Origin of the sequence: Gordonia sp. p3-SID1431, assembly GCF_025143765.1 — a bacterium.
Lineage (GTDB): Bacteria > Actinomycetota > Actinomycetes > Mycobacteriales > Mycobacteriaceae > Gordonia > Gordonia hongkongensis.
Map to the genome: position 1 here is coordinate 1 of NZ_JAMBDT010000006.1, position 20,838 is coordinate 20,838.

22 protein-coding genes and 3 tRNA genes are annotated in these 20,838 nt (G+C 67.6%); 12 read left to right on the top strand and 13 right to left on the bottom strand.

Features of this window, described 5'->3' with window-relative positions:
• Positions 1–41 precede the first annotated feature (41 nt).
• The 4 genes from M4D77_RS02995 to M4D77_RS03010 all read right to left on the bottom strand — a co-directional run bounded on the left by M4D77_RS02995 (position 42) and on the right by M4D77_RS03010 (position 1,386).
• Complete coding sequence (locus M4D77_RS02995) at positions 42–428, bottom strand: hypothetical protein (RefSeq protein ID WP_065631212.1); 387 nt, start codon at positions 426–428, stop codon at positions 42–44.
• On the bottom strand, positions 428–1,066 hold the full coding sequence (locus M4D77_RS03000) for a BlaI/MecI/CopY family transcriptional regulator (RefSeq protein WP_065631213.1): 639 nt from the start codon (positions 1,064–1,066) through the stop codon (positions 428–430). Before M4D77_RS03000 ends, M4D77_RS02995 begins: the two co-directional genes overlap by 1 nt.
• A gap of 119 nt (positions 1,067–1,185) precedes the next feature.
• A tRNA-Arg gene (locus M4D77_RS03005) sits at positions 1,186–1,258 on the bottom strand.
• A gap of 36 nt (positions 1,259–1,294) precedes the next feature.
• Positions 1,295–1,386, bottom strand: a tRNA-Ser gene (locus M4D77_RS03010).
• A gap of 118 nt (positions 1,387–1,504) precedes the next feature.
• Here M4D77_RS03010 and hisC point away from each other — a divergent pair.
• Complete coding sequence (gene hisC, locus M4D77_RS03015; RefSeq protein ID WP_226512136.1) at positions 1,505–2,572, top strand: histidinol-phosphate transaminase; 1,068 nt, start codon at positions 1,505–1,507, stop codon at positions 2,570–2,572.
• 18 nt (positions 2,573–2,590) lie between these two features.
• Here hisC and M4D77_RS03020 read toward each other — a convergent pair whose 3' ends face one another.
• A complete protein-coding gene (locus M4D77_RS03020; RefSeq protein ID WP_068972625.1) occupies positions 2,591–3,568 on the bottom strand; it encodes an alpha/beta hydrolase family protein in 978 nt (325 codons plus the stop codon).
• Between the two features lie 192 nt (positions 3,569–3,760).
• Here M4D77_RS03020 and M4D77_RS03025 point away from each other — a divergent pair, with 192 nt between their 5' ends.
• Entirely contained in the window at positions 3,761–4,270 is a 510-nt protein-coding gene (locus tag M4D77_RS03025; RefSeq protein ID WP_259935522.1) for a thioesterase family protein, read from the top strand.
• On the opposite strand, the gene M4D77_RS03030 is transcribed toward M4D77_RS03025, so the two are convergent.
• Positions 4,244–5,491, bottom strand: a complete 1,248-nt coding sequence (locus M4D77_RS03030; RefSeq protein WP_259935523.1) for a hypothetical protein — start codon at positions 5,489–5,491, stop codon at positions 4,244–4,246. The genes M4D77_RS03025 and M4D77_RS03030 overlap by 27 nt on opposite strands.
• Before the next feature lie 149 nt (positions 5,492–5,640).
• Here M4D77_RS03030 and M4D77_RS03035 point away from each other — a divergent pair, with 149 nt between their 5' ends.
• The 3 genes from M4D77_RS03035 to M4D77_RS03045 all read left to right on the top strand — a co-directional run bounded on the left by M4D77_RS03035 (position 5,641) and on the right by M4D77_RS03045 (position 8,625).
• Complete coding sequence (locus M4D77_RS03035) at positions 5,641–6,732, top strand: magnesium transporter CorA family protein (protein WP_259935524.1); 1,092 nt, start codon at positions 5,641–5,643, stop codon at positions 6,730–6,732.
• A 124-nt stretch (positions 6,733–6,856) separates the two neighbouring features.
• Positions 6,857–7,828 carry an ABC transporter ATP-binding protein gene (locus tag M4D77_RS03040; protein ID WP_259935525.1) on the top strand — a complete coding sequence of 324 codons (972 nt, stop codon included), beginning with the start codon at positions 6,857–6,859 and terminating at the stop codon, positions 7,826–7,828.
• Entirely contained in the window at positions 7,825–8,625 is an 801-nt protein-coding gene (locus M4D77_RS03045; protein ID WP_259935526.1) for an ABC transporter permease, read from the top strand. Before M4D77_RS03040 ends, M4D77_RS03045 begins: the two co-directional genes overlap by 4 nt.
• A 15-nt stretch (positions 8,626–8,640) precedes the next feature.
• On the opposite strand, the gene M4D77_RS03050 is transcribed toward M4D77_RS03045, so the two are convergent.
• Positions 8,641–9,315: a helix-turn-helix domain-containing protein gene (locus tag M4D77_RS03050; RefSeq protein ID WP_259935527.1), complete on the bottom strand. Its 675-nt coding sequence runs from the start codon at positions 9,313–9,315 to the stop codon at positions 8,641–8,643.
• A gap of 248 nt (positions 9,316–9,563) precedes the next feature.
• Between M4D77_RS03050 and M4D77_RS03055 the strand changes: the two genes are divergently transcribed.
• Positions 9,564–10,379 carry a class I SAM-dependent methyltransferase gene (locus M4D77_RS03055; protein WP_259935528.1) on the top strand — a complete coding sequence of 272 codons (816 nt, stop codon included), beginning with the start codon at positions 9,564–9,566 and terminating at the stop codon, positions 10,377–10,379.
• Positions 10,380–10,594: 215 nt separating this feature from the next.
• Here M4D77_RS03055 and M4D77_RS03060 read toward each other — a convergent pair whose 3' ends face one another.
• Positions 10,595–11,467, bottom strand: a complete 873-nt coding sequence (locus tag M4D77_RS03060; RefSeq protein ID WP_259935529.1) for an exodeoxyribonuclease III — start codon at positions 11,465–11,467, stop codon at positions 10,595–10,597.
• 87 nt (positions 11,468–11,554) lie between these two features.
• A tRNA-Ser gene (locus tag M4D77_RS03065) sits at positions 11,555–11,642 on the bottom strand.
• A gap of 77 nt (positions 11,643–11,719) precedes the next feature.
• Here M4D77_RS03065 and M4D77_RS03070 point away from each other — a divergent pair.
• The gene (locus M4D77_RS03070; RefSeq protein WP_068971145.1) at positions 11,720–12,691 is read left to right on the top strand and encodes an NAD(P)H-quinone oxidoreductase; all 972 of its coding nucleotides are present in this window, start codon (positions 11,720–11,722) and stop codon (positions 12,689–12,691) included.
• A gap of 8 nt (positions 12,692–12,699) precedes the next feature.
• Here M4D77_RS03070 and M4D77_RS03075 read toward each other — a convergent pair whose 3' ends face one another.
• Together M4D77_RS03075 and M4D77_RS03080 are read right to left on the bottom strand one after the other, a co-directional pair.
• Entirely contained in the window at positions 12,700–13,122 is a 423-nt protein-coding gene (locus tag M4D77_RS03075) for a MarR family winged helix-turn-helix transcriptional regulator (protein WP_068971146.1), read from the bottom strand.
• Between the two features lie 144 nt (positions 13,123–13,266).
• The gene (locus M4D77_RS03080) at positions 13,267–14,463 is read right to left on the bottom strand and encodes a cysteine desulfurase-like protein (RefSeq protein ID WP_068971147.1); all 1,197 of its coding nucleotides are present in this window, start codon (positions 14,461–14,463) and stop codon (positions 13,267–13,269) included.
• A gap of 60 nt (positions 14,464–14,523) precedes the next feature.
• On the opposite strand from M4D77_RS03080, the gene M4D77_RS03085 reads away from it, so the two are divergent.
• The 4 genes from M4D77_RS03085 to M4D77_RS03100 all read left to right on the top strand — a co-directional run bounded on the left by M4D77_RS03085 (position 14,524) and on the right by M4D77_RS03100 (position 17,834).
• The gene (locus M4D77_RS03085) at positions 14,524–15,084 is read left to right on the top strand and encodes a bacterial proteasome activator family protein (RefSeq protein WP_068971149.1); all 561 of its coding nucleotides are present in this window, start codon (positions 14,524–14,526) and stop codon (positions 15,082–15,084) included.
• A gap of 85 nt (positions 15,085–15,169) precedes the next feature.
• Positions 15,170–16,033, top strand: coding sequence for an ABC transporter permease (locus M4D77_RS03090; RefSeq protein WP_065631226.1), 864 nt, complete (start codon positions 15,170–15,172; stop codon positions 16,031–16,033).
• An 11-nt stretch (positions 16,034–16,044) separates the two neighbouring features.
• Positions 16,045–16,884: an ABC transporter ATP-binding protein gene (locus M4D77_RS03095; RefSeq protein WP_137810774.1), complete on the top strand. Its 840-nt coding sequence runs from the start codon at positions 16,045–16,047 to the stop codon at positions 16,882–16,884.
• The gene (locus tag M4D77_RS03100; protein WP_137810773.1) at positions 16,881–17,834 is read left to right on the top strand and encodes a glycosyltransferase; all 954 of its coding nucleotides are present in this window, start codon (positions 16,881–16,883) and stop codon (positions 17,832–17,834) included. The genes M4D77_RS03095 and M4D77_RS03100 overlap by 4 nt, the downstream gene beginning before the upstream one ends.
• Before the next feature lie 173 nt (positions 17,835–18,007).
• On the opposite strand, the gene M4D77_RS03105 is transcribed toward M4D77_RS03100, so the two are convergent.
• Complete coding sequence (locus M4D77_RS03105; protein WP_259935530.1) at positions 18,008–19,435, bottom strand: DHA2 family efflux MFS transporter permease subunit; 1,428 nt, start codon at positions 19,433–19,435, stop codon at positions 18,008–18,010.
• Positions 19,420–20,247 carry an acyl-CoA thioesterase II gene (locus tag M4D77_RS03110; RefSeq protein WP_259935549.1) on the bottom strand — a complete coding sequence of 276 codons (828 nt, stop codon included), beginning with the start codon at positions 20,245–20,247 and terminating at the stop codon, positions 19,420–19,422. The genes M4D77_RS03105 and M4D77_RS03110 overlap by 16 nt, the downstream gene beginning before the upstream one ends.
• A gap of 54 nt (positions 20,248–20,301) precedes the next feature.
• On the opposite strand from M4D77_RS03110, the gene M4D77_RS03115 reads away from it, so the two are divergent.
• A complete protein-coding gene (locus M4D77_RS03115; protein ID WP_247450965.1) occupies positions 20,302–20,775 on the top strand; it encodes a helix-turn-helix domain-containing protein in 474 nt (157 codons plus the stop codon).
• Positions 20,776–20,838 lie beyond the last annotated feature (63 nt).

Genomic DNA, 20,838 nt, shown 5'->3' on the forward strand with positions numbered 1-20,838 from the left:
CGCCCGTAGGGATTCGAACCCCAGACTTTCTGCACGCGGCGCTACCCCCGAGCCGCAACCGCCTGCTTCGCCGCCTCGACCAAATGTTCCGCAGCGCGATTCATCTTCTTCAACTCTGCGGAGCTCAGGTCCTGATGTGTGTAAGCAACCTTGTTCTTCAAATTGAGCAGCGTATTCAGATGCCGTTCGGATCCGCTGTCCGCTCGCCGGAGCAGGGCAACAGCCTCACTGTGGTTGCCGGTGTTCGAGTGCGTACCGAGGCGCACGCAGCAGATCGCGTCCGCGGCAGCGATACCCGCATCGACGTACAAGTCGCCGGCAGCGTTGGGCATTTCGTCGACGAGAAGTTCTGCGGCGTCGAAAAATTCGTTCGCCTTCGACAGACGCCCCGCGGTGACCCCGGAGTCACAGTTCCGCTGTCCGGCCATCAAGGCCTCCTCACCGAACGCAGCTGCGCGTTGAACCAGGACCGTGTCCCCGCGACGGTCAGGCCCTGCTTCGACACGTCGTCGAACACAGCCTCACCGGCAGAGGCCGCGGCATGAAACTCCTGCTCGGCGTACTCGACAATCCGGCCGTCGTTACCGGTCCACGCGGTGATCAGTCGAGCGAGTTCGGTCACCCGTTGTTCCCACAAGTCGTCCCCGTCGTCGGAGGAATCAGGGCCCCGCACCAGGAACAAATCGATGTCGCTGTCGAGCGCCATCCGCCCCGTGGCGGCCGAACCGAACACGGCGGCGTAACGCAGCGTGCTCCCCCAGCTGCTCAGGTGTTGTTCGAGTCGGCGCAGAAAAGTCGAGTTCAGGCGCGATACCGCCATGATTGCGTCAGCCGCTAGATGCTCGGTGTTGAGACGGTAAGTGTGGGTCCTACCCACCTCGTCATGCAGCACCACGCCCTGTTTGGTGAGGCGGTTGAGGACCTTGCGAATTCCTTCTCCCGACGCAGAGGTGAGAATGCGCTGGACCTGAGTGATCGTGAATGTTTCGTCTGCACTCGCAAGGACATCGAGCACGTCGCCGTCCAGGGTCGGCGTCACCGTCGCGAACGGCTTGTGGAGCTGCATCTCCGACTCCCCTCCAACTAAAGTTAGACTATCGCAACTATAGTTGGGGATCAGCATCTCGTGGTGAGAAGACGAAACAAAACGCCAGGCGAGACATGGTCTCGCCTGGCGATTCTCTGTGCGCCCGTAGGGATTCGAACCCCAAACCTTCTGATCCGTAGTCAGATGCTCTATCCGTTGAGCTACGGGCGCGTGCTATTCAGTTGTACCGCCGTCGGCCGACTGCGGTGGCGGAGGCGAGAGGATTTGAACCTCCGGTCCCGTTTTAGCGAGACAACTCATTAGCAGTGAGTCCCATTCGGCCGCTCTGGCACGCCTCCTTGGCGGAGTCCTTTCGAACTGCCGAGTCGAAAGGTTACACACCCTTCGCGTCCACAAGCAAACCGGTTGGTCAGAGCCGGTTTCTGCCTCATCGGGGTCGCGGCCTACATTGGTCGGGTGAGCCTGCGAATCCGCCCCGACCTGGACGACCTTCCCGTATACGTACCGGGCAAGACGTTTCCGGGAGCGGTGAAGCTCGCCAGCAACGAGGTCACCGAAGGTCCGCTGCCGAGCGTCGTCGAGGCGATCGGCGCGGCGGCCGCAGCCGTGAACCGCTACCCCGACAACGGGATGGTGGAGCTGACCGCAGCGCTGGCCAAGAGCCTCGGGGTCACCGAAGACGAGGTCCAGGTGGGATGCGGGTCGGTCATCCTCTGCCAGAACCTCATCCTCGTCACCAGCGGACCGGGCGACGAGGTGGTCTTCGGGTGGCGGTCCTTCGAGACCTATCCCCTGGCGACGCGCGTCGCGGGCGCGACACCGGTCCAGGTCCCGCTCACCGGCGATCTGACCTACGACCTGCGCGCGATGGCCGACGCGATCACCGACCGCACGCGGCTGATCTTCGTGTGCAATCCGAACAACCCGACCGGGACCGTGGTCGAGGCAGCCGACCTGCGGGAGTTCCTGCAGAACGTGCCGTCCGACGTCATCGTCGCTCTCGACGAGGCGTACTTCGAATACCTGCGCTTGCCGTCGAGTCAGGCGTACGACGCACTCGAACTCCGACGCGAGTTCCGCAACCTCGTGGTGCTGCGCACCTTCTCGAAGGCGTACGGGCTGGCCGGGCTGCGCGTGGGTTACGCGATCGCCGATCCGGAGGTCATCACCGCCCTCGGCAAGGTTCATGTGCCGTTCTCGGTCAGCAGCGTCGCCCAGGCCGCCGCGCTCGCCAGCCTCGACGCCGGGGACCAGTTGCTGGCCCGCACCGACGCGGTCGTCGCCGAACGGGCCCGCGTCACCGCACGACTGCGCGACGCGGGCTACCGGGTCCCCGATTCGCAAGCCAACTTCGTGTGGCTCGACCTGGGAGCGGCGTCGATGGACTTCGCGCGCGCCTGCGTCGACGCCGGGGTGGTGGTCCGCCCGTTCGACGGCGACGGCGTGCGGGTGACCGTCACCAACGCCGCCGAGGACGACGTGTTCCTGCGGTTCGCCGAGAGCTGGGACGGTCCCCGGAGCTGATCCTGGACCCCGAGCCGGTCAGAGCCCCCGGCCGATGGTCGGCCACAGGGCCGCGAGGTCGCGCTCCCAGTACGCCCACGTGTGGGTTCCGATGAGGCGGAAACCGTCGGTGTAGGGCACCCCCGCGGCACGCATCGTGATGGCGAACTCGAGCGAACAGCGGTAGGCACCCAGTTCGAGCGCCGACGAGGATGCCGTCACGACGTCGCGCGGCCCCTCGTCCGGCTCGATCTGACGCTGGAGGTCGAGGGGGCCGATGGCTCCCGAACCGGCGGCGATGAAGATGTTCTTCCCGCGCAACCGGTCGAGATGAAGGCTCGGGTCGTGTGCGCGCCAGCCCGCGGAGCCGAACGGGCCCCACATGTTGGTGGCGTCGCCGCCGTCGCGACCGACCGTCGTACGGACGTAGGCCTCGTTGACCGGACCGGACACCGGCGGGCAGCCGCTGAGCGAGGCGACGCCGGTGTACATCTCCGGGTGCCGGATGGCCAGGGAGAACGCGGCCTGCCCACCCATCGACAGCCCGATGACCGCGTTGCGGCCGTTGCCGTCGAACCGTTCGTCGATCAGCGGCGGCAGCTCCCTGGTGAGGAACGTCTCCCACATCGGCTTGCCGAGCGCGGCGTCCTTCTTCTGCCAGTCGGTGTAGAAGGTGCCCTTGCCTCCGGTGGGGAGTACGACGTTGACGTTCTTGTCGGCGAAGAAGCGTCCGGCGCGACCCTTCGTGATCCAGTCGCTGACCTCGCCCTCGGCGCCGGCGCCGTCGAGCATGTAGACCGTCGACCGCGGTGTCGATCCGCCGACCGGGGTGAGGACCGACAGCTTGATCCGCTCGTTCATCGCCGGTGAGAAGACCCAGATGTCGGTACGCAGCGCACTCAGCTTCTCGGATTTGGCGATGCGCGCCACCTGTTTGGGAGCGGCGTCGGCGATGGCCGGGGTCGACAGAATCCCCACCATCAGGCACACCAGACCCGCGATCAATCGCCTCGACATCTCGCCAACTCCCTCACCGACAATCCCCCCGGAGTGCACCCGGGACCTCGTCGTGTCACCACGTGCGAGTCCGCGCCGACCGGATCGGCCCGACGCGGACATCTAGACTCACAGACTACCCGGCGTTCAGCCGAGTGGAAGGTCGTGACCACGGCATCTCACGGGCACCGGGACCCCCGAGGAAAGTCGACGATGCCCACTTCACCTTCTGTTCACCACGCGCGTTCCCAGCGGCACGAACCACCGTCGACCACGGGACTCGGTCCGAACGACTTCGCCTTCGTCGCCGAGGTCGGGGTGCGCTGGTCGGACATGGACGCGTTCGGACACATCAACCACGCGCGGATGGTCACGCTGATGGAGGAGGCGCGCATCGCGTGGCTGTTGAGCGCCGGCGAGGACTACGCCCCGCTGATCACCAGCGCGATGATCGTGCACGTCGACATCCGATACCAGGCCCAGCTGCGTCACGACGACTCGCCGCTGCGAATCGGGATGTGGATCAAGGGTTTCCGTTCGGTGGACTTCACCATCGGCTACGAGATCCGCAGCGGCGATGCCGACGACGCCAGTCGGCCGGCGTGCGTCGCGAGCACGCAGATGGCCGTCGTCGACATCGAGAAGCACACCCTGCGGCGGCTGTCCCCCACCGAGAAGGACTACCTCAGCACGTGGTCACGACGGCTCGTAGCGGGCGGGTAGTTCGCGCGGCACCGCCGGCGAGATCCGCGCGATGTTGCCCTGCAACACATCTCGATAGATCCGCAGTTGCTCTTCGCCGCTGCGCACCTGTTCGGTGAGTCGCTTGGCGTTGTCGACGGAGATCTCCCGGTCGCCCGACCGCGCGATCAACGCGTCGATGCGGTCGTCGAGGGTGGCCGCTTTGTTGTACTCGGCGAGGACCTGCAGCTCGACGGCCGCGGATTCGACGACATGCGCGACCTCGCCGAGCGCCTGGACACGATCGATGAGTTCGGTCCACACCGGTCGCAGTGTCGTCTCACGCTGATCGATCTGCGCGGCGAAGGTGCGGTCGAAGCCGCCGTTGCGCTTGGCCCGGTCGAGGTCGATGCGTACCGCTCGCAACGCGATGACGTCGGCGGCGATCTCGGCGACCTCGGCGTGCAGGTTCACCTGGGTGCGCTGGACCTCGAAATGGTCGGAGCGCCAGGCGGGGTTGCCGAGGATGCGGTCGTAGTAGTGACCGGTGATGAACAGCAGCGTCTCGTAGCCGTCGACGAAGGCCGCGGTGCGGGGGGCGCCGGTCTGAGTCGTTCCGCCCGGCGTCTCGCGCACGCCCGACAGGAACTGGTCCGCCCACTGCCCCGCCTGCGAGTTGCCCGACTTCGCGGCGACCTGCCCCACCACGCCGGCGATCCGGTCGAACGCGGCGGTGCCGGCGCGACGGACATAGCTCGACGCGTTGACGTTGGGGGTCGGGGTGCACAGCAGCCCGGCGAACAACCGGTCTCGTTCCTCGATCTCGAGATAGACGTTCTCCCGTCGCTCGCGTCGGATCGCCCGGGTCCCCGACGCGAACACACCCTTGCCGGCGACGATCTGCTTGCGGGCGTCCTCGCGGCGTCGTTGCAGGCCGTTGAGCCGGTTGCGCATCACGGCCGCGACCACACCGGGCACCACCGGACTCGACAACTGGTGTTCGATCTGGACGATCGCGCGCTGCAGGCGGCGCAGATCGCCGAAACCCGCGGACGTGGACGGCATCGGCCGACCGGTGGAGATCCGGCGCACCACGATGGCACGACCACCCGGGGTGAGGTATCCGGAGGCGATGAGCAGCGCCGCGGTGTCCGACAGTTCGCGCCGCTCGCCCGGTACCGCCGAACGATCACACCACTCGCGGATCTGTTCGCTCGTGCGCGCGGGCATCAAGCGATGTCCGCGGGAACTGCTGTCGACCATGCCGCCGCCTTACCTGGAGAATCGGTGTCCGCGCCCGTCCACAGACACCGATTTCGATGCTACCCGCGGGCGACGACCACCCGGTGTGGTCGACGTCTCGCCTGCCTGTCGCACCGACGGAACACCCCCACGGGTGTCACGATGGCCACATGACAGTTCCCTCGGATGTGTCGGGACCTCGCGGCGTCGAACGCATCCGTGGTCAGATCTGGCGGAACGGCGACCCGGTGGATGGCTTCGACCTCGAGGAGATCTCCACCTGTCTCGACAATCCGGAGAAGTTGATCTGGGCGGATCTGGAATGCCCCACCCACGAGACCCTGTCCCGGTTGGCGGCCGAACTCGACCTCGACCCGTTCGCGATCGAGGACACGGTCGCGGCGGCCGAACGGGTCAAGACAGTCACCTACACCGGGCACACCTTCGTGATGGTCTACGCGGTGTCGCTGCACGACGGCGACGCGCCGGCCGACGACCGGGACGACGACGATGACGACGGCTCCGCGGCCACCGACTTCCGCGCCTCCGCGAACGGTCGGGCGCGGATGTTCGACCTGCACCGCATCTCGATCTTCGTCAAGCGCAACGCACTCATCACCGTGCGACCGACCCCGGCGCTCGACATCGACGAGGTCATGCGGCGATGGTCGGACAGCGGGGCCACGCAGTACGGGATCGGCGCGCTCGTGCACGGACTGCTCGATGTCGTCGTGGACGGGCACTTCGACGCCGTGCAGCGCCTCGACGACGAGATCGAGGACCTCGAGGCACTGCTGTTCGACGAGCGCATCCCCGGCCGCGAACTGCAGCGCCGAACCTACGACCTGCGCAAGGATCTCGTCGTCCTGCGACGGGTGGTCCTGCCGATGCGCGAGGTGATCGCCGGCATCCAACGACGGCGGTTCGACAACCACGCGCCACCGGAGCTCGACCCGCATTTCTCCGATCTCTACGACCACGCGCTCCGGGCGTCGGAGTGGACGGAGTCGTTGCGGGACATGATCACCACCGTCTTCGAGACCAACCTGACCCTCGCCGACGCGCGACTCAACACCGTCATGAAGAAGCTGACCGCGTGGGCCGCGATCATCGCCGTGCCGACGGCCATCACCGGTTTCTACGGACAGAACGTGCCGTTTCCCGGTTTCGAGCGACTACTCGGCTTCATCACCAGCACGACGCTGATCGTCGTCGTGGTCGTCGGCCTCTATCTGTCGTTCCGCAAACGCGATTGGTTGTGACCGCATCGTCGGATGTGTTGTCCTGCAACGAGTGTGACTCGTACACGGCAGGTTTCGACATGAAAGCGGTTGACCACGTGCGCGTTTGATAGCGTATGGGCCAGCCCACCGACGGAAGGCACCGATGGAGTCACCCGCGATAACGATCGACGGTCTCACCAAGCGATTCGGCAGCCTTACCGCGGTCGACGACCTGTCGTTCACCGTTGCCCGCGGCCGCGTCACCGGGTTCCTCGGACCGAACGGATCGGGCAAGACCACGACCCTGCGGATGCTCCTGGGCCTGGTCGAACCGACCGCCGGCCGGGCACTCATCGGCGACCGCCCGTTCCGGGAGATCCCGCGACCCGCCCAGCACGTCGGCGCGGCACTGGAGGCGTCGAGCTTCCACCCCGGTCGCAGCGGACTCGGGCACCTGAAGGCACTCGCCCCGCAGGTCGGGGTCCCGACGTCGCGGTGCCGGGAAGTGCTCGACTTCGTCGGACTCGCCCAGGCCGCGGACCGCCGCGTCGGTGGTTACTCGATGGGCATGCGGCAGCGCCTCGGCCTGGCCACCGCACTGCTCGGCGATCCGCAGATCATCCTGCTCGACGAGCCGGCCAACGGTCTCGACCCCCAGGGCATCGTGTGGCTGCGCGGGCTGCTGCGGTCGCTCGCCCACGAGGGCCGGACGGTCCTGGTCTCCAGCCACGTGCTCGCCGAGGTGCGGAGCACCGTCGACGACGTGGTGGTGATCGGCAACGGCAAACTGGTCCGGGCCTCCACGCTCGCCGACTTCGAGGCGCTGGCCGAGCACGCGGTCGTCGTGCGGACGCCGTCACGGGCGTCGTTCGTCGCACTCGCGGGCGAGCGCGGGTGGCACCTCGAGGACACGCACGACGGTTTCCGGGTGCCCGGCGTGAGCGCGGCCACGGTCGGGACGGCCGCCTTCACCGCGGGCATCGAACTCCACCAACTCGCCGACGTCGGCGCCGACCTCGAGGCGGTCTTCCTGCATCTCACGAAGTCTTCGGACGCACCGACCAGTCATTTCGCCGGCGGGTCAGCCGATCCCGGCCCGAACGGGGCACCGACGTCGCCGGGGGCCGTCCGATGAGGGCCGCCCTGATCGCCGAGTACCGCAAGTTCACCTCCACGCGGATGTGGTGGGTCCTGCTCATCGCCATGGTCGCCTACCTCGGGTTCATCGGTGCGGCCCTGGCGTTCTCGATGACGACCGAGAATGCCATGCAACAACCCACGACCCTCGTCGGCGCCGATCTGGCCCGCTCGATCTACGCCCTCACCAGCCCGATCGGCTACGTGTTCGCCCTGGTGATCGGCAGCCTCGCGGTGACCGGGGAGTTCCGGCACAAGACCATCACGGCGAGCCTGCTCGTCGAACCGCGACGCGGAATCCTGTTGGTGGCCAAACTGATCGCCGGCATCCCGATGGGACTCCTCTACGGCGTCCTCGGCACTCTCGCGGTCGTCGCGACGGCGGCACCGATCCTCGCGACGGTCGGGGACGGCGCATTCCTCGGCGACAGCTCCACCCTCGAGGTGATCGGCCTGTCGATGCTGGTGATGGTCCTATGGACCGCGATGGGGGTGGCGTTCGGCGCCGTGGTGTCCAACCAGGTCGCCGCGATCGTGATCCTGCTGGCCTTCACCCAGCTCGTGGAACCGATCGCACGCATCGCGCTGGCGACCTTCGACGTCACGTCGTCGGTGTCGAAGTTCCTGCCCGGGTCCGCCGCCGACGCCCTCGTCGGCTCCAGCTTCTTCGCCACGATGGGTGGTGGCAGTGACGACCTGCTCCCGCAATGGGCCGGCGCCCTCGTCATACTCGCCTACATCGCCGCGTTCGCGGTCATCGGTCGCTACACGACGTTCCGCCGGGACATCGCCTGACGGTGCCGTCGGCGCTCACGCCGGTCGCGGGACCGCCGACGAGAGGCTCTGCCCGATCCACGACGGCACGTCTCGTGCCACCCCCGCGGCACCGTGGATCTCGACGCGGTCGGCGGCGAGCGCCAGACGCCAGTCGATGTCGCCCCGCCAGATCTCGGTGAGAGTACGCAGATCGGTCATCACGGTGGCGTCGAGTTCGTAACCGGGGTCGAAGTCGCACACCTGCGCCTCACCACCCGCGACGACCAGCCACCATGTGCTCGCCTTGCCGATGACATCGTGAAAGACGAACTGCACCATGGTGCGTCGTCGCGGCCACCGGTCGATCGGGACGGTGCGGTGCATGTCCCACATCAGCAGATGCGGGTCGAGGTCGGCGTCGCCCAGCTCGCCGATCCAGCGGATACCCCACGCGCTCAATGCCTCTACGACCGTGGTGAGCTCCTCACCCATCGTCGTCAACGTGTACACCGAACGACCGCCGACAACGCTGCGGTTGATCACCCCGGCACGTTCCAGACTGCGTAGGCGCTTGGTGAGCAGAGCCGGCGACATCTTCGGCACCCCGCGTCGCAACTCGTTGAAATGCCGACTGCCCAAGAGCAGTTCGCGGTCGATGAGAATCGTCCAGCGCTCGTCGAGCAACTCCATCGCCTTGGCCACCGGACAGAACTGTCCATACGATGTCATCGCAGCCTCCCCACTGCTGGTCGAGCCGGCGCCGCCTCTTGCTGGTTGAGCCGGCCCCGAGCGAAGCGAGGCGCCGTGTCGAAACCTCCCCCGACCCAGTACACACCCGTCGCCGGCTGATGACCAGTACAGAAACTGAACTGCCGCCAGTACAGATGTTGGTCTAGAGGACGGGTCGGACTTCGTCGGATGCTCGTTGTGTCCGGTCACGGACGACCACCATTCGACGACTTCGAGGGACCGCCATCATGACCACGACCCACCCCACCCCGTTCGACGCCGAGATCAAGGCCCGCCACCGCAAGCTGTGGGCGTCGGGCGACTATCCCGCCGTCGCCGACCTCATCGCGCCGCTGGGCCGACGCCTCGTCGACGCATTGCACATCACCGCCGGGGACAAACTCCTCGACGTCGCCGCCGGCGCGGGCAACGTCGCCGTACCCGCGGCCGAAGCCGGCGGGCACGTCGTCGCCAGCGACCTCACGCCCGAGCTCCTGTCCGTGGGCGAAGCCCGGCACCGCGACCTGCCGATCACCTGGCGCACCGCCGACGCCGAAGATCTCCCGTTCGACGACAACGACTTCGACATCGCGACGTCGTGCGTGGGCGTCATGTTCGCGCCGAATCACCAGAAGTGCGCCGACGAACTCGTGCGAGTCGTGCGTCCCGGCGGACGGATCGGCCTGATCAACTGGACTCCAACGGGATTCATCGGTGAGTTGTTCGCGGTGATGAAGCCGTACGCCCCGCCACCGCCGCCCGGTGCGCAGCCGGGGCCGCTCTGGGGCGACGCCGAACACGTGCGGTCGCTGTTCGGTTCCGCTGTCACCGACCACGAGTTCGTCACCGAAACCGTCGAGATCAGCGAGTTCAACGACGGCGTGGCGTTCCGCGACTTCTTCAAGGCGCACTACGGACCGACCATCATGGCGTACCGCAACGTCGGTGACGACCCCGCGCGCGTCGACGAACTCGACGCCGCCATCGCCGCGCACGCCGACCGCTACCTCACCAACGGACGGATGGAGTGGGAGTATCTCCGCGCGGTGCTGACGGTCGGGTGAGCCACAACCACCGCTGGTTGAGCCGCAGCCGCAGCCGAAACCACCGCTGGTTGAGCCGGCACCGAGCGCCAGCGAGGCGCCGAGTCGAAGCCACCCGGCAACCACAGCTGCCCGAGCCGCAACCACCGCTGGTTGAGCCGGCACCGAGCGCCAGCGAGGCGCCGAGTCGAAGCCACCCGGCGACCACCATCGAACAGGGACGCGCGAGCCCCGGATCACAGCTCGGCGTACTCGACGACCAGCGGGGCGTGATCGGACAGCCGAAGGTCCGGCGACGCCTCCTTGTCGACCGTCACCGCGCGCGCCCGCCGGGCAAGCGGGGGCGAGGCGAGCTGGTGGTCGATGCGCCACCCGATGTCCTTGACGAACGACTCCCCCGCCCAACTCCACCAGGTGAGCGGCCCGGGACGGTCGCCGTGCAGGGCGCGGACGACGTCCACCAGCCGGCGCGGACCGGTGATCTCGCCGAACCAGGCGCGTTCTTCGGGCAGGAAGCCCTCCATCTTGCGGGCCGCGCGCCAGTTGGTGACGTCGTGTTCGAGGTGTGCCACGTTGAGGTCGCCGAGGAGCAGGAACTCCCGGCCGGCGCGGCGGGCGGCGAGCCGGTTGCGCTCGAGTTCACGGGTGAACCCGGCCAGAAAGCGTTGCTTGCGTGCGTGTTTGGCGCCGCCGTCGGGCGCCTCGCGCATCGATCCGGGGCGCTGCAACTCGGCCGGGAGTCCGCCCTTGGGCAGATACAGACTGGCGACGGTCAGTGGACGATCGGCGAGGTCGACCTCGACGTAGCGACCCTCGTGAGCGAAGGCAGGCAGACCGCGAGCCTTCGGCGGGTGAGTCAGCCACGTGCGCACCGCGGCCTGCTCGGTGCGGGTCAGCACCGCGACGCCGTTACGTCCCGCGATGGAGCCGACGTCGATCGCCGCGTGATAACCGTCGAACTCTCCGACGTCGTCGATGCCACACCGCAACTCCTGCAGTCCGACCACGTCGGGCTGTCGCCCGGCGAGCCAGGCGTCGAACCCACGACGGCGCGCGGCGCGGATCCCGTTGACGTTGAACGACGCCACGGTGAATCCACCGGCGCCCATGTCCCTACCTTCCACGTCTTGGGGCCCCAACCGGTAGGCCGGGCGTTGCACGAAAAAGCCCCCACCCGGGTGAGAGTTGAGGGCCCTTGGCGGAAGCGGAGGGATTTGAACCCCCGGTGGTTTTACCCACGCTCGCTTTCAAGGCGAGTGCATTCGGCCGCTCTGCCACGCTTCCCTGACGAGCAAGGTTACACACGAACGCCGGACCGGACCTCGCCTGGCACTGCGGTGCGCTGTGACACCATTGAAGAGGTGAAAGCCATCGTCGTCGAATCAGAGAACCTGTCCCTGTCCGATGTGCCCGACCCGACTCCCGCGTCCGGCGAGGTCGTGATCGATGTGGTCGCGGCCGGCGTGAATCGCGCCGACATCCTCCAACGTGCGGGCAACTATCCCCCGCCACCCGGTGCGTCGGACACCCTCGGACTCGAGGTCTCGGGGCGGATCTCGGCCCTCGGCGACGGGGTCAGCGGCTGGTCGGAGGGCGACGAGGTGTGCGCGCTGCTCGCCGGCGGCGGTTACGCGGAGAAGGTGGCGGTTCCGGTCGAGCAGGTCCTCGCGGTACCCAAGGGCGTCGACCTGGTGTCGGCGGCGGCGCTGCCCGAGGTGGCGTGCACCGTGTCGTCGAACATCTTCGACACCGCGCACCTGACCACCGGCGAGCTCCTGCTGATCCACGGCGGGTCCAGCGGCATCGGCACCCACGCCACCCAGATCGCACACGCGATGGGCGCTCGCGTCGCGGTGACCGCCCGCACGCAGGACAAGCTCGAGCGCTGCCGCGAGTTCGGCGCCGACATCCTCATCGACTACTCGAGCCAGGACTTCGCCGAGATCCTCCGGGACGCCGGCGGCGCCGACGTGATCCTCGACATCATCGGCGCGAAGTACCTGAAGTCGAACCTGAAGGCGCTGCGTACCGACGGGCGCCTCGTCATCATCGGCATGCAGGGCGGCACGACGACCGAGATCAACCTCGGGCATCTGCTGGCCAAGCGGCTGTCGGTGATGGGTACGACGCTGCGCGCCCGGCCCGTCCACGGTCCGGGCGGCAAGGCCGAGGTCGTGGCGTCGACACTGACCCGCACCTGGCCGTTGATCGAGGCCGGGACGGTCGTACCCGTCGTCGATCGCGTGTTACCGCTCGCCGACGCCGGCGCCGCGCACGACCATCTCAACAGCGGTGACGTGGTCGGGAAGGTACTGCTGAGCGTCGCGGACTGAGCGGGGGCTCAGTCGGAAGATGCAGACTCTGCGGCGTCGAGGGCCTCCCGGATCTTGCGGAACGCGACGCCGAGGGCGGCGAACTCCTCCGGGGTCATCGCGTCGACGACGAACTGCCGGATCACTTGGTCTCGGACGCTCACATGGTCGGCGAGGGTGCGCAGACCGTGATCGGTCAGACGCACGAGTCGGTGTCGGCCGTCGGCCTTCGACTCGAACCGGTGGATGTTGCCGTCGTCGCTGAGCCGGCCAATCATGCGCGACACCGTGCTGATCCGCATGTGCACGGCGTCGGCGACCTCGCTGACGCTCAACTGCCGATTGGTACAGACCGCTTCGAGAATGCGCAGATCGGAAACGGAGAGTCCTCGTCTCGCGAACTCGTCGTTGACGCGGGCGAAGAGCGCCCAGCCGCCGTCGACGAGGTTCATCCAGCTCTCGGCCTCCGCAGCGGTGAGCGACCGGGGCGGGCCCTTTCGTGGACCATCAATCGATTTTGCCGACACAGCATGACAACATACATTGTCGTTAACCCAAACAACACCATAGTGAATTTCGGAAGGTTGCCGGGCACTTCAGGCCAATGAACCCAGCGTTCGCACCAGGTGATCGACCTCGTACGGCGTCGAGTACGGGGCCAGCCCGACCGTGACGGCACCGCCGAAGTCGGGTGCGCCCATCCGTGCGAGTGCGCGGTTGGGAAGGTCGGCGAGTGCGCAGACACCGTTGTCGGCCAGACGCCGGACGACCTTGTCGGCACCCACCGACTCCACGGTGAAGCTCGCCAGCGGTATCCGGTTCTCCTCGGTCCCCACGAGGTTCACATGGTTGAGCTGGGACAGTGTCGTGACCAGGTAATAGTTGAGGCGCTGCAGATACTCGTAGACACCGTCCATCGACGTGACGAGACGCCGCCGACGCTTGCCGATCCCGGCCTCGTCGAGTCCGGCGAGGTGTTCCACCGACGCGACCACCCCGGCGAGCATCGCGCCCTGATGCGGTTCGGGTTCGAGCCGGGCGGGCCCGCGCGCGGACGGGTCCATCGACATCAGCTTCAGCCGGTCGATCAGGTGGGGTTCGCGGAAGGCCATGGCCGCCATGCGCGGACCACCCCACCGCTCGGCCGAGACGACGAGGACGTCGGCACCCAGGTCGTGGATGTCCAGGCTGATGTACGGCGCCGCGTTGGTGGCGTCGACGACCAGAAGCGCGCCGGCTTCGCGGACCAGCGGCGCGATCTCGCTGATGTCGGTGACGGCTCCCGTCGTGGACGACGCGAGGGTCACCGCGACGACCTCCGTATCGGGCGTGACGAGATCGCCGAACTGCCAGGCCGGTAGTCCGCCGGTCTCGACGTCGACCTCGGCCCAGCGAACCCGGCCGCCGTAACGATCCGCCGCGCGCAGCCACGGCACGATGTTCGGCTCGTCATCCTGACGCGTGACGACGACGTCACCCCGCAGCCACGCATGCGGCGCGAGGGCCTCCGCCAGACCGGCCAGCAGCACGTACCGCGACGGTCCGAGCACCACACCCGCGGCGTCTCCGCCGACGACATCGGCGATCGCGCGCCGGGCACCGTCGACCACCTCCGCGCTCGCGCGAGCCGACGGGTAGACCCCGCCCGGGGCGGCGGACAGAGAGCGGAAACTGGTGGTCACAGCGGTCGCGACCGAATCGGGGATCTGCATCCCCGCCTGCGGGTCGAGGTGGATCCAGCCGTCGCCGAGCGATGGAATCAATCCACGCACGTAGGCGACGTCGAAAGCCATGGGCACGAGGATAGACGTCGGCCATCTGCCGTTTCGCGGTGTCCGGGCACAATGGGACGCATGGCTATCGAAGGCACTCCAGGACCCGGCCCCACCTCAGGACCGTTCGGCTCGGCCGGCGACTCCGACAACGTGATCGTCGTCGGCGCGGGCACGGATGGGCAGACGGACGGCGAGTCGTCGGAATCGACCAGCGTCGCCGACATGGTCGAGCAACCCGCCAAGGTCATGCGCATCGGCACGATGATCAAGCAGCTGCTCGAAGAGGTGCGTGCGGCTCCTCTCGACGACGCGTCGCGCAATCGCCTGCGTGAGATCCACCAATCGTCGGTGCGTGAACTCGAAGAGGGGCTCGCGCCCGAGCTGCGCGAAGAACTCGAACGTCTCGCGCTCCCCTTCTCCGACGAGGGCACCCCGTCGGACGCCGAGCTCCGCATCGCCCAAGCCCAGCTCGTGGGCTGGCTCGAGGGACTCTTCCACGGCATCCAGACCGCACTGTTCGCCCAGCAGATGGCCGCCCGCGCCCAGCTCGAACAGATGCGTCAGGGCGCGCTTCCGCCCGGCATGCCCACCCCCGGCGGCGCCGGCGGACCCGGCCACAGCACGGGGCAGTACCTCTAGGTCGCCACACCGGCTCAACCGGCTGAGGGTCACCCGCTCAACCGGCAGCGGGCAGCGGATGGGCCGAGGGGTACGCTGACTCCTCGTGTCAGCGGTAGTAGACGACGACGCGATCCCCGCGCGTCCCCAGGGCTCTGATTCGCGCAGCTTCGCGCGCGCGGTCAAGGACCTCCGCGACGGTTTCGCGAGCCGCGAACTGTGGTTCCACCTCGGCTGGCAGGACATCAAGCAGCGCTACCGACGTTCGGTCCTGGGACCGCTGTGGATCGTGATCGCGACCGGTGTGACCGCGATCGCCATGGGCCTGCTCTACGGCGAGCTCTTCGGCATGGACATCAGGGTGTTCCTGCCGTACGTCGCGCTCGGCTTCATCTTCTGGAACTTCATCTCGAGCTCGATCCTCGAGGGCTCCGAGGTCTTCTCGAAGAACGAGGGGCTGATCAAACAGCTTCCGGCCCCGGTGAGCGTGCACGTCTACCGAGTGGTGTGGCGAGCGCTGATCATCTTCGCGCACAACGTCGTCATCATCGTCATCCTGTTCCTGATCTTCCCGCCTCCGCTCAACTGGACCGTCACGCTGATCGTCCCGGCCCTCGCGCTGTATGTGGTCAATTCGATCTGGGTGACGATCGTGTTCGGCATCCTGTCGACCCGATTCCGCGACATCGGCCAGCTCCTCACCACCGCGGTGCAGCTGGTCTTCTTCATGACGCCGATCATCTGGACGACGCAGAGCCTCGGGAACGCGACCGGCGAGGCGTCGTCGAGATTGAAGCTCGTCGAGCTGAACCCGATGTTCCACTATCTGGAGATCGCACGCGGACCGCTGCTGGGCGAGCCAGTCGAGTTCTACCACTGGGCCGTCGTCCTGGGCTGCACCGCCGTGGGCTGGGTGCTGGCCATGCTGGTGTTGCGCAACTACCGGGCCCGCGTGGCGTACTGGGTGTAGGGACGGATTCGATGGCCAGGAACAACGATCTCGGAGACACCCGCGTCCGCGTGGACACGTGGGACGCGTGTGTGGACTTCCCGATCTTCGACGCCAAGACGCGGTCGCTGAAGAAGTCGGTGATCGGCGCGGCGGGCGGCGTCATCGGCTCCACCGAGTCGAACGTGGTGGTCGTCGAGGCGCTCAAGGACATCAACCTGCACCTCAAGCACGGCGACCGGATCGGGCTGGTCGGCCACAACGGCGCCGGCAAGTCGACGCTGCTGCGTCTGCTGTCGGGCATCTACGAACCCACGCGCGGCGCCTGCCGGGTGCACGGCCGGGTCGCCCCCGTCTTCGACCTCGGCGTCGGCATGGACCCCGAGATCTCCGGCTACGAGAACATCATCATCCGCGGCATGTTCCTGGGCATGACGCGCAAGGAGATGCTCAAGAAGATCGACGACATCGCGGAGTTCACCGAGCTCGGCGACTACCTGCAGATGCCGCTGCGCACCTACTCCACCGGTATGCGGGTGCGCATCGCTCTCGGCGTGGTGACCTCCATCGACCCGGAGATCCTCATCCTCGACGAGGGCATCGGCGCCGTCGACGCCGACTTCATGCGCAAGGCGCGGGGTCGGCTCCAGGCGCTCGTCGAGCGGTCGGGAATCCTGGTGTTCGCCAGCCATTCCAACGAGTTCCTGGCCCAGCTGTGCGACCGCGCCCTGTGGATCGACCACGGACAGGTCCGCATGGAAGGCGGCATCGAAGAGGTCGTCGAAGCCTATGAGGGCCCCGACGCCGCGGCACACGTCCGCCGGGTGATCGCCGACCTGGAGAAGGCGGACAAGAAGGGGACTCCGGAGTGACCGAGGGCGCCGTCGCTCCGAAGGTCATCGCGGTCGTGGTCACGCACCGTCGCGCGGAGTTGCTCGCCGAGTCGCTGGCCGTGGTGTCGGGCCAGGACCGGCCCGTCGACCATCTGATCGTCGTCGACAACGCGGACGAACCCGAAGTCGCCGAACTCGTTGCGGCGCAGCCCGTTTCGACGACGTATCTGGGATCGGAGCGCAATCTCGGCGGTGCCGGCGGATTCGCGCTGGGCATGCTGCATGCGCTCGCCCTCGGCGCCGACTGGGTCTGGTGCGCCGACGACGACGGCCGACCCGACGGTCCGACGGTTCTCTCGACGCTGCTCGACTGCGCCGCACGGCATGATCTCGACGAGGTGTCGCCAGTGGTCGCCAACCTCGACGACCCGGACACCCTCGCCTTTCCGCTGCGACGCGGACTCGTGTGGCGACGGAAGCGGTCGGAACTCTTTGCCGACGCCGGGAGCGAAGCGAGCGGGTCAGATGTCATCGGTGAGACCCAGGACGACGATCTGCTGCCCGGCATCGCGTCGCTGTTCAACGGCGCTCTGTTTTCCGCACGGTGCCTCGAACAGGTGGGCGTGCCGGACCTGCGACTGTTCTTCCGCGGCGACGAAGTGGAAGTGCACCGTCGACTGGTCCGCTCGGGCGTACGGTTCGGCACCTGCCTTCGCGCGGGATACCTCCACCCCGACGGCTCGGCGGAATTCCGACCGATCCTGGGCGGTCGCATGCACACCCAGTACCCCGACAACGACACCAAGCGGTTCTTCACCTACCGCAACCGCGGCTACCTGATGAGCCAGCCCGGACTCCGAAGGCTGTTGCCGCAGGAGTATGCCCGCTTCGGTTGGTTCTTCCTTGTGCAGCAACGTGATCCGAAGGGCTTCGCCGAGTGGGTGCGGCTCCGCGGCCTCGGTCGCCGAGAGCGGTTCACGCGGCCCTGAGGTGTTGATCCTTCACTGCTCCCTGAGCTGCGAGCGAAGCGAGCCACGAAGGGTTTCACAAGGCACGTCACCATGCCCTTCGAGGCTCGTCGACCTCGACGCGCTCCTTCGTCGCTTGCTCGGCCCGGCGGCTTGCGCTCCTCACACCTCAGGGAGCAATGGGTCCTCACACCTCAGGCAGCGGAATTCAGCACCGCTCGCGGGGTCATCCCCAACGCCGAGATCGCGCCCAGCGCAGCGATTCCCGCGAGTACCCACCAGGCGGTCAGGAACGAGTTGTGCACATCGGCGTACACCGCCGAGGTGCCGATGATCGCGACCAGCAAGCTGACACCCAGCGACATGCCGATCTGACGACTCATGTTGACCACCGCGCTTCCGGTGGCGGCCTGATCTGCGGGGAGGTCGGCGGTCGCCGAGGAGAGGATCGACGGCAACGCGAAGCCCACTCCGACACCGCCGATCAGCCAGCCCGGCAGGAACTCGGTGGCGAAATCCGGTGTGGCGTCGACCGACAGGGCGATGAGGGCCGACCCGAGACCGAAGAGCACACAACCGAAGGCGACGAGTCGCCCCACCGGGACCCGCGCACTGAGGCGATGCGACACGGCCGCGAAGATCGGGACCATCAGCGGTCCGGTTGACACCGCGAGACCCGTCACGATCGGCGAGAAGCCCCAGACCTGCTGCAACCACAGGATGTTCGCGAGAAGTGCGCCGGCGAACGGGATGGAGAACAGCAGCATCGTCACGTTCGCGACCGAGAAGGCCCGGATCCGCAGCAGTGCAGGCGAGATCACCGGTTCGGTATGACGCGCCGAACTGAGGACGAAGCCGACGAGCCCTGCCCCGGCGACGATCCACGCACCGGTGATCCGCGCGTCCGTCCAACCCCACTCACTCCCCTGGACCAGACCGAGTGTCAAGGCCCCCACCGAGACGACCAGGAGGAGCGCGCCCAACGCGTCGGGAAAGCCACTCGCCGAGATGTTGTCAGGACGTGACAGTACGATCGCCCCGGCGACGATCGCCGCCACGCCGACGGGCACGTTGACCAGGAAAACCCAACGCCACGACGCCTCGACGAGAAGACCACCGACGGCCGGCCCGAAGGCCGCGGCCAAGGCGCCGGTGGCCGCCCAGATGCGCACCGACCGGGCCCGACGTTCCGGCGGCAACGTCGCCACGACCAGACCCAGACTCGCCGGGGTCAGAATCGCCGCGCCGAGTGCCTGCAGTGCGCGGAATGCCACCAGCCACCAGACGCCCTGCGCCGCGGCACATGCCGCACTCGCCGCGGTGAAGATCGCGAGACCGAGCAGGAAGCCGCCCTTGCGGCCGTACCGATCGACGATCCGGCCCGCCGGAACAAGGAGCGCCGCATACAGGATGGCGTACGCGTTGAGGATCCAGGACATCTGGGACAGGGTCGCACCGGTGAAGTCGGCACCGATGTCGTCGAAGGCGACGTTGACGATGAACACGTCGAGGCTGGCCATGAACGCCGCCCCAGACAGGATGAGCAGGACGAGGCCGGGCCGCGCGACAGTCGGCGCCGGCGTCGCCGGGCCGCTTCGAGTGACCGTCATCGGACCGGCCATCCGAGAACCCGGCGACTCTGGCGCGCGGAGGCGAGGAGCCGGCCGCCGCGGTCGCGCAGCGTGGTGTCGTCGACCGACCAGCCGCCGGACGTCGAGGTGTTACGCGTATGGACGAGAATCGGCGCCGGAGTGGCGTCGTCCAGCGGCGCCGTCACATGCATGGAGAATGCCACCGTCGGAAGTGCAAGCGGCGCAGTCAGAATCGGGAAGACGGCGGGCGGTAGGCAATCCGCCAGCAGGGCCAGGTAACCGGCGTCGACGGCCATCGGGGTTCGGGTGGTGATCCATGCCCGCATCCAGGCCTCGTCGGCTCCGGTGAGCGCGAGCGGACCGTCCACCGGTCGCACATCGAGCTGCGCGCCCATCGGCACGATCTCCGGGGGAATCATGAAGGGGTCCAGCCCTTCCGGGCCGGGAACGCCCGCGCCCCGGTCGATGACATCGGCAGGTGCGGATTCCCCGACCCGCCCGGTCGTGACTGATGCCGACGCGATGTCGACGCCCGCCTGGGTGACCGTGACGTCGACGACCCTCGTGTGCCGGCCGACCTCCCGGACCGTCGGCGTCAGGAGCAACTCCCCGCCGTCGGGCTTGCCGACGAATCGCAGATCGAGAGCGCGCACCGACGTACCCGGCGCCGCGTCGGCGCCGACCCGGACGGCCAGCGCCGCGATGGCACCACCGTGCGGACCCGACCATCCCCACCAGGAGGGGTCGATGGTCGCCGACCATCGACCGTCTCCGGTCGGGGTCGCTCCGAAACTGTCCAACAATCCGTCATCGATAGCGCTTTGCCTGCTGAGTTGCTTCATGAAACTCATGCAAGCAGGTTGAGTTGCGTCACGCAACCCACTACTCTCGATCCTATGCGCCGTGCCTCGTTCGCCGAGATGAACTGCTCGATCGCCCAGACGCTGGAGATCGTCGGCGAATGGTGGACGCTGCTGATCGTCCGGGACGCGATGTTCGGCGTGACGCGATTCGACGAGTTCTCGTCGCGGCTCGGCATCGCGCGCAATGTGTTGACCCAGCGGCTGGACACCCTCGTCGAACACGAGATCCTGGCGAAGGAGCCGTACCAGGACAACCCGGTGCGCTACGACTACCGCCTCACCGAGAAGGGCCGGGACCTCTGGACGGTTCTGGCCGCGTTACGTCAGTGGGGTGACCGGTGGACCGCCGAGGACGGCGCACCAGTGGTGTCGACGCACTCATGCGGCCAGACGATGACGGTCGAGCCGACGTGCTCCGCGTGCGGCGAGCGAATCGGCACCGGCGAACTGCGCGTACACCCGGGCCCCGGCGCGACTTCGGACAATCCCCTCGCAGGGCTTCGCTGACCCTGGGCGCCACCAGCCGACAATTGCCATCCCCCTGCGCGCTGGAGACCTGCGACGATGACG

What these genes read in the sequence shown, in the direction of transcription:
- M4D77_RS03115 (WP_247450965.1), top strand. Translation starts at nt 20,302, where the DNA reads ATGCGCCGTGCCTCGTTCGCCGAGATGAACTGCTCGATCGCCCAGACG.
- M4D77_RS03050 (WP_259935527.1), bottom strand. Translation starts at nt 9,315, where the DNA reads ATGACATCGTATGGACAGTTCTGTCCGGTGGCCAAGGCGATGGAGTTG.
- M4D77_RS03105 (WP_259935530.1), bottom strand. Translation starts at nt 19,435, where the DNA reads ATGGCCGGTCCGATGACGGTCACTCGAAGCGGCCCGGCGACGCCGGCG.
- M4D77_RS03060 (WP_259935529.1), bottom strand. Translation starts at nt 11,467, where the DNA reads ATGGGCGCCGGTGGATTCACCGTGGCGTCGTTCAACGTCAACGGGATC.
- M4D77_RS03110 (WP_259935549.1), bottom strand. Translation starts at nt 20,247, where the DNA reads ATGAAGCAACTCAGCAGGCAAAGCGCTATCGATGACGGATTGTTGGAC.
- M4D77_RS02995 (WP_065631212.1), bottom strand. Translation starts at nt 428, where the DNA reads ATGGCCGGACAGCGGAACTGTGACTCCGGGGTCACCGCGGGGCGTCTG.
- M4D77_RS03080 (WP_068971147.1), bottom strand. Translation starts at nt 14,463, where the DNA reads ATGGCTTTCGACGTCGCCTACGTGCGTGGATTGATTCCATCGCTCGGC.
- M4D77_RS03040 (WP_259935525.1), top strand. Translation starts at nt 6,857, where the DNA reads ATGGAGTCACCCGCGATAACGATCGACGGTCTCACCAAGCGATTCGGC.
- M4D77_RS03085 (WP_068971149.1), top strand. Translation starts at nt 14,524, where the DNA reads ATGGCTATCGAAGGCACTCCAGGACCCGGCCCCACCTCAGGACCGTTC.
- M4D77_RS03055 (WP_259935528.1), top strand. Translation starts at nt 9,564, where the DNA reads ATGACCACGACCCACCCCACCCCGTTCGACGCCGAGATCAAGGCCCGC.
- M4D77_RS03045 (WP_259935526.1), top strand. Translation starts at nt 7,825, where the DNA reads ATGAGGGCCGCCCTGATCGCCGAGTACCGCAAGTTCACCTCCACGCGG.
- M4D77_RS03025 (WP_259935522.1), top strand. Translation starts at nt 3,761, where the DNA reads ATGCCCACTTCACCTTCTGTTCACCACGCGCGTTCCCAGCGGCACGAA.
- M4D77_RS03035 (WP_259935524.1), top strand. Translation starts at nt 5,641, where the DNA reads ATGACAGTTCCCTCGGATGTGTCGGGACCTCGCGGCGTCGAACGCATC.
- M4D77_RS03030 (WP_259935523.1), bottom strand. Translation starts at nt 5,491, where the DNA reads ATGGTCGACAGCAGTTCCCGCGGACATCGCTTGATGCCCGCGCGCACG.
- M4D77_RS03020 (WP_068972625.1), bottom strand. Translation starts at nt 3,568, where the DNA reads ATGTCGAGGCGATTGATCGCGGGTCTGGTGTGCCTGATGGTGGGGATT.
- M4D77_RS03000 (WP_065631213.1), bottom strand. Translation starts at nt 1,066, where the DNA reads ATGCAGCTCCACAAGCCGTTCGCGACGGTGACGCCGACCCTGGACGGC.
- M4D77_RS03095 (WP_137810774.1), top strand. Translation starts at nt 16,045, where the DNA reads ATGGCCAGGAACAACGATCTCGGAGACACCCGCGTCCGCGTGGACACG.
- M4D77_RS03075 (WP_068971146.1), bottom strand. Translation starts at nt 13,122, where the DNA reads ATGAACCTCGTCGACGGCGGCTGGGCGCTCTTCGCCCGCGTCAACGAC.